The organism is Arenimonas terrae (genome assembly GCF_006265115.1).
In the GTDB taxonomy this organism is placed as follows: Bacteria; Pseudomonadota; Gammaproteobacteria; order Xanthomonadales; family Xanthomonadaceae; genus Arenimonas; species Arenimonas terrae.
In genome coordinates this window covers 294,134-312,266 of record NZ_SMDR01000003.1, presented here as the reverse complement: position 1 = coordinate 312,266, position 18,133 = coordinate 294,134, and the positions used below count along the sequence as shown (strand labels likewise).

Sequence of the window (18,133 nt, the reverse complement as noted above, 5' to 3'; positions counted from 1 at the left end):
AGCACCCAATGTTCCAAGCCTTGTTCAACAGCCTCTCCGGCCTGTTCAGCTTCTCGCGAAGTCTGAACACCGTCAGCAACAACATCACCAACATGAACACACCCGGTTTCCGGGGAAGCGACAGCTACTTCGCCAACCTCAGCAACGGCCGCGGCACGCACATAGACTCCGAGGGCCTGCGCACTACGCCCGGCGAGATCCGCCAGACCCGCAACGCAACCGATCTGGCGATCGAAGGCGATGGGTTCTTCATCCTCACCAATGAAGAGGGCGACGTGTTCTACTCGCGCGCTGGCCAGTTCGTCTTCAAGGATGACATTCTTGTCGATGCGGTCAGCGGTCACCGGGTGATGGGTTACGACAGCTCGGGACGGCTGACGACCATCGACCGCAGCGATTACCGCTCGCTACCGGCCCTGGCCACGACCGGAGTGCACATTCGCGGGAACATCCTTCCCGTCGCGGCGGGCGCGCCGGCGGTGACCACTAATGTCAACGGGATCAGCGTGTTCGATGCCGCCGGCGGCACGCACGTACTCACGGCGACGTTCACCAGCAATAGCGCCGTCACGCCCGGGAGCTACCTGGTGACGATCACCAACGCCGCGGGTGTCACCGTTGGCACAGGAGAGGTCCGGTTCGACGCGGCCGGAAGCCCTATCGCGGGCTTCAGCAGCGTGACCGCTAATCTGTCTGTCGCAGGCGGAACCCAGGCTGTGACCTTCAACCTTGGCACGCCGGGCATGCGTGACGGCATGACCTCCAACGAAGGCATGCAAGCGAACTTGACCGGTTCGGTGGACGACGGCCACGGGATCCTCGCCCTGATGGACATGCGCTTCGACGAAGAGGGCGTGCTCCAGTTCGCCTATTCACAGTCCGAAGAGCGCTCCGGCCCACGGATCGCACTGGCCGGCTTCTCGAACGAGAGCGAGATGCTTCTGGCTGGCGGCCGCCTGGTTTCCGGCGGTACCGCAGCCAATCGCGAGCTGGGGCGTCCGGGTGAGGGCCGGTTCGGAAAGATCGCCGGCGGCCATCTCGAGATGTCCAACGTGAACCTGACCCAGGAATTTGCCGACATGATCATCATCCAGCGCGGCTACCAGGCCAGCTCTCGGGTAATGAGCGTCAGCAACGAGATGTTGGAGCAGCTCTACAACAGCACGCGGGGCGGATGATGGACGGAGCGCGCCTGCGCTGGATCGGCGCCACCCGCGGCAAGCGACTGCTCGCGGTCATGAACGCCATTGGCTCGGAATGGAAAGCGCAATGGTCGACTGCCGACGTGCAGGTCGGTTTTGAACGCGCGTCGGTCTCCGCGCCTGCTCCAGGCGCCTGCGAGATGGACTGGCACGAAATTTCAGGAGCGCGGGGGACAGTGCGCCTGTACTGTTCGGGCGATACATCTGGACGTCTGGGCGCCTTGCTTGCCGGGACCGGCATCGATGATGGCCTGGGCATCGCGTACGGCATCGGGCGGCGGAGCCTAGCTGCACTTGCGGGTGCCCTATGCGGTGCCGACAGCGCCAAAATCGACCCGCCGATCGGGTCTAGCGACGCGCCAAGGCTGGCCCGTGACGGGAGCTTCGCCGTGTGGCTCAGGATCGAAGACCTAGTCCTAGGTCTCGTGCTGGACGGAGGCGTCTGCGATGCGCTCGTCCCGCCGGAGCCGCCCGGCCAGGAAGCACTGCAACCTCGACTCGCCGCCGTTGCTCAGGAGTCGGCGTGCTTCGAGGTTGTCCTCGATCTGGGACGCGCATCAGTGCAGCAGATGCTATCGCTGCGCGCCGGAGAAATGATCAGGACGATGGTCCGGATCGACGCACCATTGCGCGCGGTGACCCCGCAGGGCCGCGAGGCCTTGCGAGGCCCGCTGACGAGCATGGACGGGCGGCGGGCGATCCAGAAGTCACGCACCCAAACCACCCAGGAGAAGACAAGATGACCCAGAACAGGACGAAAGATCCGTCACCCCAGGGCTCCACCTTGACGGCGGACATCGAGATGGTCGGTCACATCGAGGTATCGCTGGAAGCACGTATAGGCACAGTGACCACTACCATCGGACGGCTCTTCGAGCTCAAGGCCGGTGACGTCGTCGGGATGAACGAGGTGCTGGACGCGCCGGTCACGCTGCTGCTGAACGGCAAAGCGGTCGCGAGAGCCGAGTTGCTCGCAGTGGAAGACCACTACGGCGTCCGCATCCTGGAAGTCTCCTGAGGTCCGCATGTCACTCAAAGATCAGGCCGGGCTCAGCCCGGCGACGGCCATCCCCTATCGTGACGAAGGCGGCCCAGGCGCACAGGCGACGATGGACGTTTTCGCGGTAGTCGCTGCGCTACTGGCGGCGGCGATGGCGGCAGTGTTTCTGGCGAAGCGCCGGGGCCTGCTTCCGCGCTGGATGGGCCCACGCGTGCTTGCGCAGGGAACGCTGAGATTGGAATCCTCCCTGCGGCTCAGTCCCAGGACTGTCGCCTACGTACTTTCCGATGGGAATCATCGCCAGGTCGTTGTGGAATCGACCGCGAACATCGCCTGTGCGCCGGGGACCACAGCGGAGTCGGGCGATGACGCGTGAATCCAACCGGCGCCTGCTCGCAGCGGCGTTGACATCGGTTTCCCTGATCGCGTCCGGAGCAGTGTTCGCGGCCTCTCCGGCCGATATGGCCGGTCAGCTGCTGGCGCAGGACTACACCCCGGCGATGAAGCACTTCGTCGTCCTTACGATGCTGTCGTTGATCCCGTTGATGCTTATCGCGATGACATCATTCACGCGCATCGTGATCGTGCTTGCCCTGCTGCGCCATGCTCTGGGCTTGCCGCAGACGCCGCCGAACAGCGTCATCATTACCCTGTCAATCTGCCTTACCTACTTCTCGATGATGCCGGTGGTGCAGGATATCCACCAAGGCGCGATAACCCCTTACCTCGAAAACCAGATAACAGCCCAGGAAGCGGTGGACAGGGGTGCCGCGCCGCTCCGCCGGTTCATGATCGGCCAGACCCGCGAGTCCGACCTCGCCGCCGTACTTCAGATGTCGAGGGCGCCGGCGCCCAATGCCGTCGAGGACATATCTTTCGGGCATCTGGTTCCGGCGTTTCTGTTCAGCGAACTGCGCACCGCCTTCCAGATCGGCTTTGTCATTTTCCTGCCGTTTCTGCTGCTCGACCTGGTTGTAGCGGCGGTGCTGATGGGTCTGGGCATGATCATGGTGCCCCCATCGACCATCAGCCTGCCCCTGAAGCTCCTCCTGTTCATCCTGATCGACGGGTGGATCCTGGTCTCGCAGGCGCTGCTGAGCAGCTACTGGACATGAGGCGATGAAGGGGGTGGAGTCTGGCGAAGTCCAGCTCTGGGAGCGCTACCGCCGGCGCGACGACCGGTCGGCTCGCGATCAGATATTCGAGGCCCACTCGGGTTGGGCCGCTGCCATCGGGGCGGGCCTTCACCGCCAATACTGGAGCCCACAGGCCGAGCGCGACGACTACCTGCAGAACGCCCGGGTCGGGCTGCTTGAGGCGATGTCCCGCTACGACCCAGACCGAGGTGTGCCATTCCGCGTTTTTGCGCAATCACGGGTGCGGGGAGCGGTGCTCAACGCGCTGCGCGTCGCCCAGGATTCGACACAGCTGCCGGCGGCTTCAGCCGAAACGGCAGATTCCCGGGCGAGGCCCATTCCGGCGGACGCCTTCGAGACACTGGTCGCCTCGATCGTCTCGACATCGCTGGGCTTCCTGCTTGAATCGGCCATCGGCGGCGAAGCGGACGCCGACGACGGCTTCGTCTACGCGCGCAACCGGCAGATCGAAACGCGGATACGGGCCGCGGTGAACCTGCTTCCTGCTCGGCACCAGGAGATCATCGTCGAGCACTACTTCCGGCAGACGCCGCTGCACGACATGGCGGACCGGTGGCGCCTGACCAAGGGCCGGGTATCGCAGCTTCACCACGACGCACTGATCAAACTTCGGGCGACGTTGCGCGATCTGCGCTAGCAATCGAATATGCCGACTTTGCCCTTACGGCAGTTGCCTCTCGGCAACGCCCTCATTTCAGCAGTCATCCACCTTTCCCGATACCCGTGCGGACCTAAACTTCCGGCCTCCCGAAGGGATTGTTTCGTGACATACATCCCAGATCGCGGAGCATTTCATGGTTGCTGTTGTCGGTGGTAGCGGGTTTGGTCTGTTCAATACATCGCTGAACACCCTGGGCGGTGCTGGCGTGATCGGCCAGGGGCGCCAGGGGCAGTACGGCGGCATGGCCTACGTGAACGCCGCAAACGGCAACCTGGTGCTTCAGGCTCTCGACGAGCAGCTATCCGGCCGCGGGTTCGACCTCAACCACCTGCGCACCTACAACGTCCAAGGCGTCATGGACGACGGTGACGGCGACGGCTGGCGCTGGGACGGCGAGCGTCGGATCGCCGTCAATGGCAACTACGGCGCGGCCGACAGCACAGTCGTGCGCACCGGCGGCGACGGCAACCAGACGATCTACCGCTGGAACGCCGCTAAACAAAAATACCAAAGCACCGATGGTGGCGGCGCGCACGACACAGTTGCGAAGGATGCTGCTTCCGGCGAGTGGACGTGGACCGATGGTACTTCGCGGATGACCGAGCGCTACGGCGCTTCCGGCGGCCGCCTGCAGGCCCAGGTCGATGCCAGCGGCAACCGCATCGACTACAAGTACGAAGGCCCCGGCGAGCGTCTTAGCGAGGTCATCGACGCCGGAAGCGGTCAGCGGCTCCTGCTCAGCTACGTCACCGTCGCCGGCACCTCGCACATCCGCCTTAGCAAGGTCGAGACGCGCGCACTGGTCGTGGACTCCGCCAACCGGGTCACGGCCGCGCTTGGTGCGGCGGTGCGCCAGGTCGAGTACGGGTACGACAGCCTCGGCCGGCTGACGTCGGTGAAAACAGATCTGACACCGGACAACACCACCGACAGCAAGTTCTACGTCACCGGCTACACCTACGATGGCGACAGCTTCCGGGTTGCAAGCATCCTGCAGGGGGACGGCACGGCACCCGGAACCGCTTACGCGCACTTCACTTACGAGCAGATCGGAACTACCGGCGTCTACCGCGTCAGGTCGGTGACGGACGCAGGCGGTACCCAGACCTTCAACTACAGCGTCCCCGGGCAGACCCGCATCACCGATGCGGCCGGTCGCGAATGGCACTACGTCTATGACGGCAAGAGCCGCCTGGTCGAGATTCGCTCGCCGGCGTCCACCGCCGGTGCAAACGCGGTTCGGACCATCTTCACCTACGACGACGCCGACAATGTCAAAACTGTCACAGACAGCCTGGGCAATACGACGACCTACGGGTATGACGCCAACGGCAATCGCACCCTGGAACGCGACGCGCTGGGGAACACGCTCACCCGGCTCTTCAACGACAAGAACCAGATGGTGGTCGAGACCCGATACCGCACGCCCGATCCGGACGGCGAAGGCAGCGGCGAGCCGGGCGCGCCGGAATCGGTTCGTTATGTCTACGACGACAACGCGCGGCTCCGCTTCGTCGTCACCGCCGAGGGGCGGGTAAGCGAGAATCGCTACGACGCAGGCGGCTACGGCCATCTGGAGCGCACGATCCGCTACATTGACGCCCGCTTCGCCGTAGGCGCCGCGCCGCTGGACGAAGCGGCAATGAACGGCTGGCTTGGCGGACTGACGGCTGCGCAGAAATCTTCGGTCCGGCTTAGCGCATTCAGCTATGACTACCGCGGAAATCTCAGCAAGCAGACGGATTTCGCAAAGGTGGATGCTCAGGGCAGCGGGGTGCTGGACGCCACCGCGGATGTGATCGAATACGTCTATGACGGCCACGGTCAGCTTCTGCAGAGGATCGCAGTACGTGGCAGCGGCAGGGATCAGCGGTCGATTCTTGCCAGTGTGCTCTACGACGGAATGGGCCGCGAACTTACGACTGTCAATGTCAGCGGCACGCGGACCACGGTTTACAACGACAAGACCGGTTCGATCGTCATCACCACCAGCGCCGGGCTCACCATTACCCAGACTCACGACGCGCGCGGCAGGCTCGTCGGTGTGGTGAGGATGGATGGGAGTCAAATGCGCGGCACCAAGTACTTCTACGACGCCACCGGGCGTTTGCGGATGACCGAAACATCCGGTCCGAATCCAAACGACATCGCGGACGACGTCAGGCAGTACAACTTCTACGACAACGCCGGCCGGCTCCAGTACTTGGTGGACGGCGCGGGTTCTGTATCGGAAATGGCCTACGACGCCAACGGAAAGGTCGTCCGGCAGGTCCAGTTCAGTAACAAGGCCACCACCACTGGCTGGTTCGACCCGGCCACGGGGCAAGTAGTCAAGAACAGCCTGACGTTCGGCGGTGTCGGCAGTGATGTGGTGCTCGATCCCGCGCACGACCGCAAAACGGAGTACTCCTACGATCCCGCGGGCCGCCTGAAGACCACGACCGATGCCGCCAACGTGGTTACGACCACAACGTACGATGGTGTGTCCCGCATCGAAAGGACGCAGACCGGGGATCGGATCACCCGCTACATCTACGACCGCGACGGACTCCAGGTGGGTGTCGTCGACGCCTTGGGCTACCTGACCGAGAAGAAGTTTGACGGTGCCGGACGCCTGGTGGAGACGCTGCGCTACCACTCGCCGGGAGCTCGCGACAACGCCAGCGATCTGGTCTGGCTGGGCGTCACCAATCGGACCGTCGAGAGCGACAGGACCTTCGAACACCGCCTGCCAGCCGCCTTTGATCCGGATGGCGACCGGCTTACCTACTCGGTCGTAGGCACGCTGCCGTCATGGCTGAGCTTCGACGCCGAAGGCTTGGTACTCAAGGGCAAGGCTCCAGCTGCGGCCGGCACCCATTCGATCGTCTTGAAGGTCAGCGACAATCATCCCACATCGCCGAAAACGGCAACTGTGACTGTGCAGATCACTGTCGGCAATAGTGCGCCCGCGTGGTCGGATATCTCCGATCGCGTAGTCGCCGTCAACGCTACTGGATTCACCGTCACCCTGCCGGTCGCCACCGATACGCATAGCAGTGCGCCCCAGCTTGTCTACTCGATTGACCAGAGTCTGATCCCTCCTGGCATGAGTTTCATCGCTGGCGAGCGCAAGCTGACTGGGGTACCGACGATGGCGGGTCGGTACGTGATCACAGCGCGTGTCACCGATCCTCATGGCGGATTCACCGAACGCACCTTCGTGGTCTCCGTCACCAACAGTGGCCCGAGCTGGGGCGGCATCGCGCCGGGCACCGTGCCCGACGGCCGCGTCAATACGCCCTACTCGTTCTTCGTCCCGGTAGCCACGGACCCCGAAGGGCAAGTGCTCTCGTACCAAGAGATTGCCCTTCCCCCGGGCCTTTCGTTCAATCGGACGACCCGTGAGATCACTGGTCGGCCGACAGCGCCGGGGGCTCATTCGGTCGTGTTGGTGGCGAAGGACCCTTCCGGAGAGGAAGTTCGGACAGCGTTCACCATCACCGTCAAGAACAGCAGCCCTTACGGAAACAACTGGGGCAATCCCGACCTGGGCATTCCGGCACCCATTCGCTATCTAGGCACTTACTCGGCGGGCTCCCACATCTCCGAGAGCACCCCGCCGCCGATGGATCCCGAAGGCGAGCCGCTTAGTTTCATGCTGATAGGCGCCCTGCCGCCGGGACTTGTCTTCAACGCCGCCACCGGCACCGTGAGCGGTCGACCGATGTCGGTAGGAGACTTCACCTGGCAGGTGCGGGTGAGCGATCCGCACGGCGCGAGCATCGTGCAGACGGTGCATCTACGCCTTCTCAACGTCGCACCAGTTTACGTCGGAAACCTAAATACCTATGTCGACCTTTCCGAAAGCAACATTGTCGACATCGATGTAGGGGCGCACTTCTACGACCCAAACGGCGACAGCTTGAGCTTCAGCTACACCGGGCGGCCGACGTGGCTGCATGTTAGCGCCGACGGCCGACAGCTGATCGGCACCGCGCCAGGCGGCGGCAACAAGAGCATCTCTGTTACCGTGACTGACTCCAGGGGGGCGAGCATCGTCGTCACGTTCACGCTGTACATCGCGAGCGGCGGCGGTACCAGTCCGTTCAGCGTCTCCGAAGCTGGCCCTGCCCGAGCCGGGCTCGGGGCGACTTCGACGGCCACCGATCCGGGTGCGGTGCAAGCGCTCGAAGACCTCGATCCACTGGCAGGCCTGCGTCCGACGAATCTGTCGGCCGACCGCAGCCGGATCTACTATGACGGTCAGGGCCGGGTGGCCTGGACGGTAGACGAACGAGGATTCCTTACCGAGACCGTCTACGACGCTCACGACAATACCCAGAAAAGCATTCGCTACCTGAATCCTTTGGTCGTGGGTGCCGACGACACGCTCGAGTCCCTGCGCCAGCGGGCCGGGGAGTCGCGCATCAGCACTATCGCGTATGACGGCTTCGGCCGCGTCAGCACCCGTACCGACGTGGATGGGAGTGTCAGCCGGGACGTCTATGATGCCTCCGGGCGGCTTGTTCGGAAGATCACGGCGGAAGGGCACGCCGATCAGCGCGCGCAGCGGATCCGCTACAACGCCTTCGACGAGGTCACCGGCACGTTGGGCGGCGTTGGCGACGCGACTCTCGCAGCCGAAGCCACCCAAGGCCAGATCGACGCGGCGATCGCCAGCTATGGGATGCGCTACGAATTCGACGTCGCTGGCCGCCGCGTGAAGGCCGTCGATGCCAACGGAAAGGCGACCTTCTTCTACTACGATCGCGAGGACCGCCTAACCCATACGGTTAACGCCGCCGGCGAGGTGAGCGAAACCAACTACAACAGCTATGGGCAGATCGAATCGACCCGAAGGTACGACAAGGTCCTCACGACCGCGCAGCTTGCCACTCTCGCCGGCGGCCTGGCGGAAGGAGCGTTCCGGCAAATGCTGGTCCCGAACGCCAACAAGGATGAAACGGTCTCGTACGAGTACGATCGCCGCGGCCTGCTGACGCATCAGAAGGATGGCGTCGGGAACATCGTCAAGAGCACCTATACCGACCACGGCCAGCTGGAGACCCAAACCCATACGATAACCACCGGGCGGGAATCGGTCACCCGCTATGGCTACAGCCTGCGCGGCGACTTGCTGCTCAGAACGGGCGATATCGGTGGATTGAACCAGAACAGCCGCACGCACTACGACGCGTTCGGACGCGTTCTCGAGACAATCGACGGGAGCGGCAAGGCCACCACGTACCGCTACGACCACGGCGGGCGGATCGTCGTCACCAAGGCGCCGTTGGAGCGAGTTACCCAGGTCGAGTACGACGCCTTCGGGCGCGCGTGGAAGACTACCGACGCGTCCGGAAAAACGACCTCCTATACCTATGACGAGGCCGGCCGATCGATGACGGTCAAGACCCCGGAAGGGGTCGAGGTGGTGACCCGCCGCAACCGTCACGGCGAGATCCATGAGGTCATCGACGGACGCGGCGGCAAGACCACCTACAGCTACGACAAGAACGGGATGCTCAAATCCGTCAAGGACGCCAATGAGCGCCTGGTCACGCAGAACGGCTACGACAACTCCGGTCGCCTCAAGGAGACTGTCGACGCTACCGGCATCAAGACGACCATCGGCTACGATGCCGTCAATAGAATCATCGAGCGGATTGTCGACCCGACCGGGCTGAATCTACGCACCACCTATGCGTTCAACGGCGTCGGCCGCCAGATCAGAGTCACCGAAGGCGCTGGTACCAGCTCAGCGCTGATCACGGACTACGAGTACGATAGGAACGGGAGGCTGATCGCATCCATTGTCGACCCGGATGGCCTGAAGTTGCGCACTGGCTACAGTTTCGACGGTGCTGGGAACACCATCAGGGTGGAACGTGGCACCGTGTCCGATTCCTCCCAGCAGGTCACCCGCTACGAATTCGACAACCTTGGCCGCCGGGTTCGTACGGTCGTCGAGCTGCGCGAGCAGTTGGCCAATGGACAGGTCTCCGTCCGTGACCTGGCGACGGAGTACCGCTACGACACCGCTGGCCGAGTCAGCCGGACCATCGATGCGATGGGCCATAGCACTTGGTTCGTCTACGACGCCGCCGGCCGGCAGGTGCAGACGATCAACGCTTTGGGTGAAGTAGTACAGACTCAATACGATGCCAATGATCGTGTAGTCCAGGTCCGCCGCTGGCTGGCCACCACTGCTGTTGCAGCTTTCGGGGACGTCATAGGTATCGTCCCTCCGTCCACTAACGGCTCCGATCAGCGTGTGGCGAACGTCTACGACGCGGATGGCCGTCTGCGATTCACGTTGCAGGCCGCTGTAGGTGGAAACTGGACGATCACCGAAAATATACCCGACGCGAACGGCAACATCATCGAGCGCCGGCGCTACGACAAATACCTGATCGAAGACCGTTTCAGCACCATCGAATCGGGCGGAATCTCCGCTGCCGAAGTAGCCAGCGAACTGGAAGAACTCGGCTACGGGGCGGAAAGCACGCTGCGGTACATCCAGCGCACGCGCTACGCCTACGACGCCAGCAACCGCTTGCGGTTCGTCGTCGACGCACTGGGCAGCGTCTCCGAGACCGTGTACGACGACGCGGGCCGGGTAACTGCCCGGATAGCGTACGAAACACGCCCCACGCTGACGACGTTCTCCGAAAGCGTCATCAGCGGAGCCGTCAATCGCACCAACGACCTAAACCAGGTGTCGCGCTTTACGTACGACACGGCCGGGCGGCTTCGCTACAGCATCAAGGTTCTCGCCAGCGTAGGTGGCGTCGCAACCCAGCATCTGGTGCGCCGCCAGGAAACCGACGCTCTGGGTCGCGTGGTCATGGACGTCGCCTACACAACTCCCGTTGGGTCGCTGAGCAGCTATACCAGCGCGGCCATCGACTTGAAGGTGGTTGTTTCGAACAATGACCGCCGTAGTGCCAAGGTGTTCGACAACGCAGGACGGGAAATCTATAGCGTCGTCGTCAGCGGCTACGACGCCGATGGCGTCATCAGGCACTCGGTGGTCGCTCGCAGCTACGATGCGCTCGGCCAAATCGTTCGGCAAACCGCATACGCAACCGAGGTGGGCGCCCTTGCAGGCTATACCCGCGAGGCTATCGAGGCTGCGATCGTACCATCCTCCCAGGACCGCAGCACCGAAATGGTTTATGACAGCGCGGGCCGGCAGCGCTTCGTGATCGCCGCCGACGGTGGACTTTCGGAGACGATCTACGACGGCAATGGCCGGCCCAAGGAAACCCGGCAGTACGCTTTCCTGGTCGACAAGAGCATCTCCTGGACCGAAGCCAGTCTGGCTGCCCGTCGAGGCGGCCGCCATGTCGGCGACGGAGTGACGCGGGGCGAAAAGATCTCCTACAACGCCATCGGTCAGGTCGTTGGGAAAACCGATGCCTTGGGCAAGAGCGAAAGCTGGAGCTACAACGCGCTTGGCAATGCCATCTCCTATACGAACAAGAACGGCAACACGTGGGACTACATATTCGACCGCGTTGGGCGCCTGGTGAGGCAGATCGAGCCGCAGGCGATGGTGCAGTTGAGCAATCAGGCCACGCCGAGCTTGCAGCGCATGACAACTTTGATCGAGCACGACGTTTTCGGAAACGTGACCAAGCGCCATGAGGCCTTCAACACCGTCGATGCGCGAGTGACGTCCTACGAATACGACCGGGTTGGGCGCCAGTTTAAGGTCACCGAACCCGGCTGGTATGACCCTAACACCGGGGCGGTCTGGAAGACCTCGGCGGCCGGTCGCTACCAGCGTACCACCGAAGTCACCTATGACGCCTTGGGGCATGCGGTCCGCAACAAGGTTCGTATCGGGGTGAACGCTTTCTCCTATAGCTACCAGACCTACGACGCTCTGGGCCGCCTGAGCCATCAGGTGAACGAACTGAACCAGGTGACCGCCTTCACCTACACCGCGTTCGGTGAGCAGAAGTCCGTGAGCAGGCACTCCATTCCTATGGCGGGCACTTTGCCTGCCAGCGGCTACTGGAGTGCCGCTGATGTAGCCGCAAAGATTGCCAGCGACACCCTGACCCGGACCACGACGACCAGCTACGACCAGCAGGGCCGCCGCCTGGAGATCGTTGGTCCCGAGGCCGGCTACTACTTCAGCGCCACCAACCCGATCACCAATCCGTCAGGCGCCCCTGTCACCGCATCTGCAAGGACACGCTTCAAGTACAACGCGTTCGGCGAAATCCATCGCCAGGAAACCCAGATCGACACGACCCGCTGGATGGGGAGCTGGCACTACTACGACACCGTAGGTCGCGAAACCCTGACGGTCACCGACTACGGCCAACCGGGAGCCGAAGGCGACGAGCCGAGTGGGTATCACACCGCCCGCCGCTACGACGCGGTTGGCAACCTAGTCGAGGTAATCGAATACGCCAGTTCCGGCGAGGGCGGGCTGCCCCACGACGACGGCGAGGACGGTGACGGAGACCGGCCCAGCTCGCTGATTCCACCGCGTAATCCATGGCCTTCATCAGGGGACCGGATCACCGGCTTCGTCTACGACGCACGAAACCAGCGGATCGCAGTGCAGCGCTTTGGCCTGACATACAGCGTTAAGTCAGGGACGGGCCATGCTCAGATCAGCAACGCGCGTGACGTGGGGACGACCGTCCAGACACTCACCTACGATGGCGTCGGCAAGGTCCTGACCGACACCGACGCGCTGGGGAACACCACGACTTACCTTTACGGCGCCACCGGGCACGTAGTGAAGGTGATCGAACCCACGCGTACGGTCGCGGGCTCGGGCGCGGACCCTTTCCGGAACCAGCAGACTTCGTCCCCGATCACGACCTTCACGCATGACGCCTTCGGTCGTGTGCTGAAGCAGGTCCGCGAAGTAGCGACCGCGTCCGCGGTGCAGGTCAGAACCATGATCCAGCAGTTCGACGTGGCGGGTAACGTCACCACGCGGATCGATGCGGCCGGCAACGAGAGGTACTACACCTACGACCATGCGGGCCGCGTGCTTAGTGAGGCGCAGAACCTGCTGATCGATGTCGGCGACTGGGCGCCGTCGACCTCCAGCTTGTACCGCACCTACACATACGACCTGTTGGGCCGTCAGACCGAGGTTCTCGACCACTACACCGACGCCGCTGGCGCAGCGAAGAAGAGCGGCCAGCGCAACAAGTTCGACGTATTCGGAGATATGGTTGAAACCGGCCATATCTCCGGAAACTCCCTGAGCGCGTCCTCGGCTCTGGCCTACGTGAAGGTTGCTGAGTACGGCTACAACCGCGCGGGGCTGCGCATCAGTCAGCGCGCTGCGGACGGGGAGACGCGGTTCTTCTACAACTTGGCCGGCCTCGTATCCCGCACGGAGCAGCGCGGAAACAACAGCACCGCCGACGGAACTGTCACACGCGTCACCGAAACCGGCTACGACATTATGGGCCGTGCCGTGTTCCAGCGCCTTCCTATGTTCAGTGCGCTGTACCCCTACGGAACGGACCGGAACCGGACCGAGCTCGTGACACCCATCACGACGCAGAGCTATGACCGTTGGGGCAACGTCACGCGTCGCGAGCAGGGTTCCTATATCGACCATACGGGACAGTGGAACTCCGGGCAGAAGACCTATGCGGAGTACCTGTACAACGCCGACAACCAGCTCATCGAAGAGCGGCTGCCCACGGTCTCGGCGACGCGCTCGGACGGCAGCACTTACAGCGTGAACGTCACCCACGAGATCCGCTACGACATCGCCGGCCGCGCGGTGCAAGAGCTCGATTGGGCGGACGACTACAACACAGGGCCTGTGGAGAAGGTCGAGCTGCGCAAGCGAACCCGGGAGTACGACGAGATCGGCCAGTTGGTCGCGGAGAACGACGCCACCGACGTCACGGACGTCACCAGTAGCCAACGCCGCGGAATCCGGACGGAGTATGCCTATGACGCGCACGGCAACCGTGTTGGCACGCGCAATGCGCTGGGGACGGTTTTCCTGGACGCCTACGACAATAACGGGAACATGCTCAGCCGGAGCATCCTGCGACAGGCGCTGAGCAACGGCACCACGGTCGCCTACGACAGCCGGAACGCCGGCCATGTGGGGACCGCGGTCAAGTTGATCGAGCACCGTTACGATCAGGCGAACCGCCGTTACGCTACCGCCGAGTTTGCCGATGGCTACGGCGCCTGGACGTTTACCATCCACGATGGACGCAACCAGGTCGTCTCGGTGCGCAATCCATCCGGCATTACCACCACCCATGAGTACGATCAGCACGGGAACCGGACGAAGACAACGGCCGGCAATGGATCGTTCCAGACCTGGGCCTACAGTTACGCCGACTTCCAGGCAGGGCGGCTGTTGAGCAGTACGGTGGGCAACCAGCAGACGACCTACGAGTACAACGATTTCGGTCTCGTGAAGAAGGAGACATACAGCGGCCAGGCCGGAAGCCGGACCTATACCTATCATGCCAACGGGCTGGTCAGGTCGATCGTCGACGTCTATAGCGAGGGCGTCCGCGGCAACGAGGGCGGAGCGGATTACTTCAGTGCCACCGATACGGTCGAGTACGAATATTCCGCGACCGGGCAGCGCCAGAAGGAGAGCTTCAGCCGTACCGGCGAGGAGGACTACAAGGTCTTCAACTACGAGGAGCGCAGGTGGGAGGTCAAGCAGCGCTCCCTCGCCGACCCGGCACGCGTCACACGGACCACCTACGACGATCAGGGTCGCGTGGCCACCGTGACCGCCAGCGCGGGCCCGGGCAGCGCACAACTCAATTCGGTCACTTACCAGTACGACGAACTCGGCAATCGCCGTCGCGTCCAGGCCCAATACGTCCGGGCCGGTGGTAGCGCGGCGGGCAGCGACCACTGGTACACCTACGACCGCGAAGGCCGGATGACCGGCAGTGAACTCGCGGCCCCCGGGCAGGACTCGCGCTACGGCACCTATGTCCACTACGACGCCCTGGGGCGCCGCAGCCAGGCCACAGACCAGTGGCGCAATCGCAGCGGAGGCATCCCGCCCGGCGGCGGAACGCCTTACGTATACCGCGACCAAGTGGTGCACAAGTATCAGTACAACGATCTGGGACACGTGACGGTCATCACCGAAAAAGTCATCCGCGAGGGTGAGGACGGCGACTCTCCGGAGACCATGGTCCTGCAGCAGACCCACGACGACCGTGGCAGGCTCAGGAGCCAGACCACCTTCGAGCAAGGCGTCCGCAAGACGTTCACGGAGAACACTTATCACAATGACGGGCGTCTGTTCGACCGGCGTGTGACGGCTTACAAGAACCTGGGGCGCGACGTTGACGCCGCCGCGTCGTCATTCAGCAACAGCTACCAGTACGATGGCTCGGGGAACCTGAAATCATATGTCCGTCACCACGGTGAGGGCACGTCGGACTACTACTCGAACACATACACCTACAACTACCAGATGGAGTTCGGTGGGGAGCGGGAAAGCAGCATCACCGTGACCTCCACGGCCGACAACGCTCGCAGCAGCGCGACCCAGAGCGACTACGATTCGCGTGGCCGTCTCATCAAACAGTCGGTCGAGGAAGGCGAGCGCTCGATCCGCAAGACCTTCAGCTACGATGGTGAAGGCAACATCATCACCAAGAAGGAGAGCCGCTCCGGTGGAGACCTGCCGGCGGCGTCCGGCCGTCTGGACAACTTCTTTGGCAACGGCCAGGAGATCGCGGCGATCGGTTCCGGCGATCTGGTGACCCTGACCCGGATCAGCAATGGTTACACCGCGATCAGTGACGCGTATCCGGCCGCTGTACCAGGCAGCTACACGGTCAACACCGGCGATACGCTGGCGGGTATTGCCCGCAAAGTCTTCGGGGATTCGCAACTGTGGTACCTGATCGCCGACGCCAACAACCTCAGCTATGGGCCCGGCGACTCGCTGCCCACCGTGGAGGAGGGCAAGACGTACCGGATTCCGAACGTCGCGACCGACCGCAACCATGCGGACACGTTCAGGCCCTACAACGCGGCAGAGGTGATCGGCGACACCACGCCGACCCCTTCCATCCGGCCCGAGCAGTGCATGAGCAATGAAATGGCGCTGCTCGCCAACACCGTCGCAGTGGCGATCTCCGTGGCCATCCAGGTGACCACGACGGCGGCGCTGTCGGCCGTTGGCGTGCCGGCACCGATCGCCGGAGCGGTGGGCGGTGCGGCGGGCTCGGCCTCCGGTAATGCGATGAACCAGGGAATCGCCATCGCCCAGGGCCAGCAGGACTCCTGGGAGTGGGACCAGTGGGGACAGGCCGTCGGCCAGGGCGCTGTTTCCGGTCTGGTTTCTTCCGGTGTCCCGCAGGGCCAGGGCGTGGCAGCGCGGTCCTTCACCCAGGTATGGGCACAGAACTTCGGCAATCTGGCCGGACGGGCGATCGCCGGTGGCAACGTGCAGTTCAGCTGGAGCCAGTTCGGGGCCAGCGCGGCCAGCACCGTGCTCGGCAATACGCTGGACAATCTGCCGAGCGGACGACCCGATGTGATGTCGTGGGGCACGAACGACCACCTGCGTGGCGCCGTCACCACTGGCGCATCTACCGGCCTGCAGTCGCTGTTCGGGGAGAAAGTCAGCTTTGCGGCCGCGGCCAGCAACTACGTCGGGGGCATCGCGGGAGACTACTTCGGCAATGAGTTGGCCCAGTCCATCCGCGAGGCGATGGCGCCACCCCCGGCCGCGCCTAAGGGCGTGGTCCAGGAGATGGGTGGGCAGACCTTTGCTGGTGACCGACACGAGGAGGTTGCGCCCATCGAGAAGACCGAGAACATCCTCGAAACGATTGGAAAGGGCGCGGGAGAGGCGCCGGAAGATGCCGACGCTGCGGCTTCGGAGGGTTACGGCTTGCAACTGCGGAGCGAGTTCGGCGACGCAGATCCGATGGCTATCATGAACGAAGTGCGCGTCAAGGAAATGGTCCGTCGCGGTTCCCTGGCGGCCGCCAGGGAGGCAGCGGCGATGGACGATCCGGTCTTCGACGTCGTCACGCAGGAGAGCAATCCGCGTTTGTGGACTCCGAGCAAACCCGAGAGTTCGGTGCCGTACGCAGATCTCAATTCGGGGGCTGACATGGCCGGCGGCGTACTCAATCTGGTGAAGAGAGGGTTGGGCCGCAGTCTCGCGGGTAGTCTCGAGGATTTGGCGAGCATGCAGGCGAACAATCTCCGGAGATACCACCAACCCAAGATCGCTCAGTACATGCGATGGGCCGAACAGGCAATTCAGGCTGCGGACTCCGAGCCGGGGAAAGCGCTTGACCATCTTGCCGAGGCTCAGAGCAAGCTGAATGTCGCAAAGATGCTCCAGAATAAGGTCTTGCGCGAACTGGCTGACTATGCCAGGAGAGGCCAGGAGATCACCAACACCTATGCCAAGGCATTCAGCGTCGTTAGAAAGATTTCGAAGGCAAGCGGAATCCTTGGGGTCGTCACAGACGTCGGCGGCCGCGTGCTGGGCGACCAGTCGCCGACCACTCGGACCGAATACAAGGTTGCCGACGGATCAGTAGCGGCATGGATCGGTGCGACGTTCGGCGAACGGTTCCCGCTGCTCACGGCTCTGGACGCCGCCCAAGGGCTCTTCACGGACGAGAAGCCCGTTCCGGTCACGGATACGATCAAGGGAGGCTGGTCGATACTGCTTGCGGTCGGTGAATCCATCGAGTACGACGATGCTACGGCGATCACCAACGCCCACCGGATGAGCAAGGCAGGAGAATTTGGCAGGTTTTTCAAGGTTGCAGCTGAATATGGCGAATTCCATGCTCATGTCGGCGGTGGCATTGAGCGAACCCATCGGGTCGGCAGCTACCTGAAACGGGCAGGGGCACCGCAATGGCTCGAATACACCGGCGCATTCATGGCTGGCATGCCCGGTGTCGGCCAGGTGGGCATCGCTGTCGGCAAGCCGGTGGTACGTTTTGTGCGCCACCTGAGGACGAACGTCCCCGGCGACACCCAGATGCCCCCGCCCAACCTGAAGGAGAAGCTGAGATTGCCGCCCGCGGTGCTGCCAGACTGGAACAAGCAAGACTGGTCGCATCCGATGATCCGCCCTGTGACGATCGGGCGGTAGGCGACCTAAACTTAT

General features: G+C 63.2%; 7 protein-coding genes. All 7 read left to right on the top strand.

From position 1 onward, the window contains the following. Positions 1-8 precede the first annotated feature (8 nt). The 7 genes from E1B00_RS13100 to E1B00_RS13070 all read left to right on the top strand — a co-directional run bounded on the left by E1B00_RS13100 (position 9) and on the right by E1B00_RS13070 (position 18,118). On the top strand, positions 9-1,178 hold the full coding sequence (locus E1B00_RS13100; RefSeq protein ID WP_139449490.1) for a flagellar hook-basal body complex protein: 1,170 nt from the start codon (positions 9-11) through the stop codon (positions 1,176-1,178). Continuing rightward, positions 1,178-1,945 (top strand): FliM/FliN family flagellar motor switch protein, encoded by a 768-nt coding sequence (locus E1B00_RS13095; protein ID WP_139449488.1) that lies wholly within the window; start codon positions 1,178-1,180, stop codon positions 1,943-1,945. Before E1B00_RS13100 ends, E1B00_RS13095 begins: the two co-directional genes overlap by 1 nt. Further along, on the top strand, positions 1,942-2,220 hold the full coding sequence (locus tag E1B00_RS13090) for a FliM/FliN family flagellar motor switch protein (protein WP_139449486.1): 279 nt from the start codon (positions 1,942-1,944) through the stop codon (positions 2,218-2,220). Before E1B00_RS13095 ends, E1B00_RS13090 begins: the two co-directional genes overlap by 4 nt. A gap of 7 nt (positions 2,221-2,227) precedes the next feature. Beyond that, positions 2,228-2,578: a hypothetical protein gene (locus E1B00_RS13085; RefSeq protein ID WP_139449484.1), complete on the top strand. Its 351-nt coding sequence runs from the start codon at positions 2,228-2,230 to the stop codon at positions 2,576-2,578. Next, a complete protein-coding gene (gene fliP / locus E1B00_RS13080; RefSeq protein WP_139449482.1) occupies positions 2,568-3,317 on the top strand; it encodes a flagellar type III secretion system pore protein FliP in 750 nt (249 codons plus the stop codon). The genes E1B00_RS13085 and fliP overlap by 11 nt, the downstream gene beginning before the upstream one ends. A gap of 4 nt (positions 3,318-3,321) precedes the next feature. Then, positions 3,322-3,996 (top strand): sigma-70 family RNA polymerase sigma factor, encoded by a 675-nt coding sequence (locus E1B00_RS13075; RefSeq protein WP_139449480.1) that lies wholly within the window; start codon positions 3,322-3,324, stop codon positions 3,994-3,996. 157 nt (positions 3,997-4,153) lie between these two features. After that, entirely contained in the window at positions 4,154-18,118 is a 13,965-nt protein-coding gene (locus E1B00_RS13070) for a putative Ig domain-containing protein (protein ID WP_139449478.1), read from the top strand. The last annotated feature ends 15 nt before the right edge of the window (positions 18,119-18,133 follow it).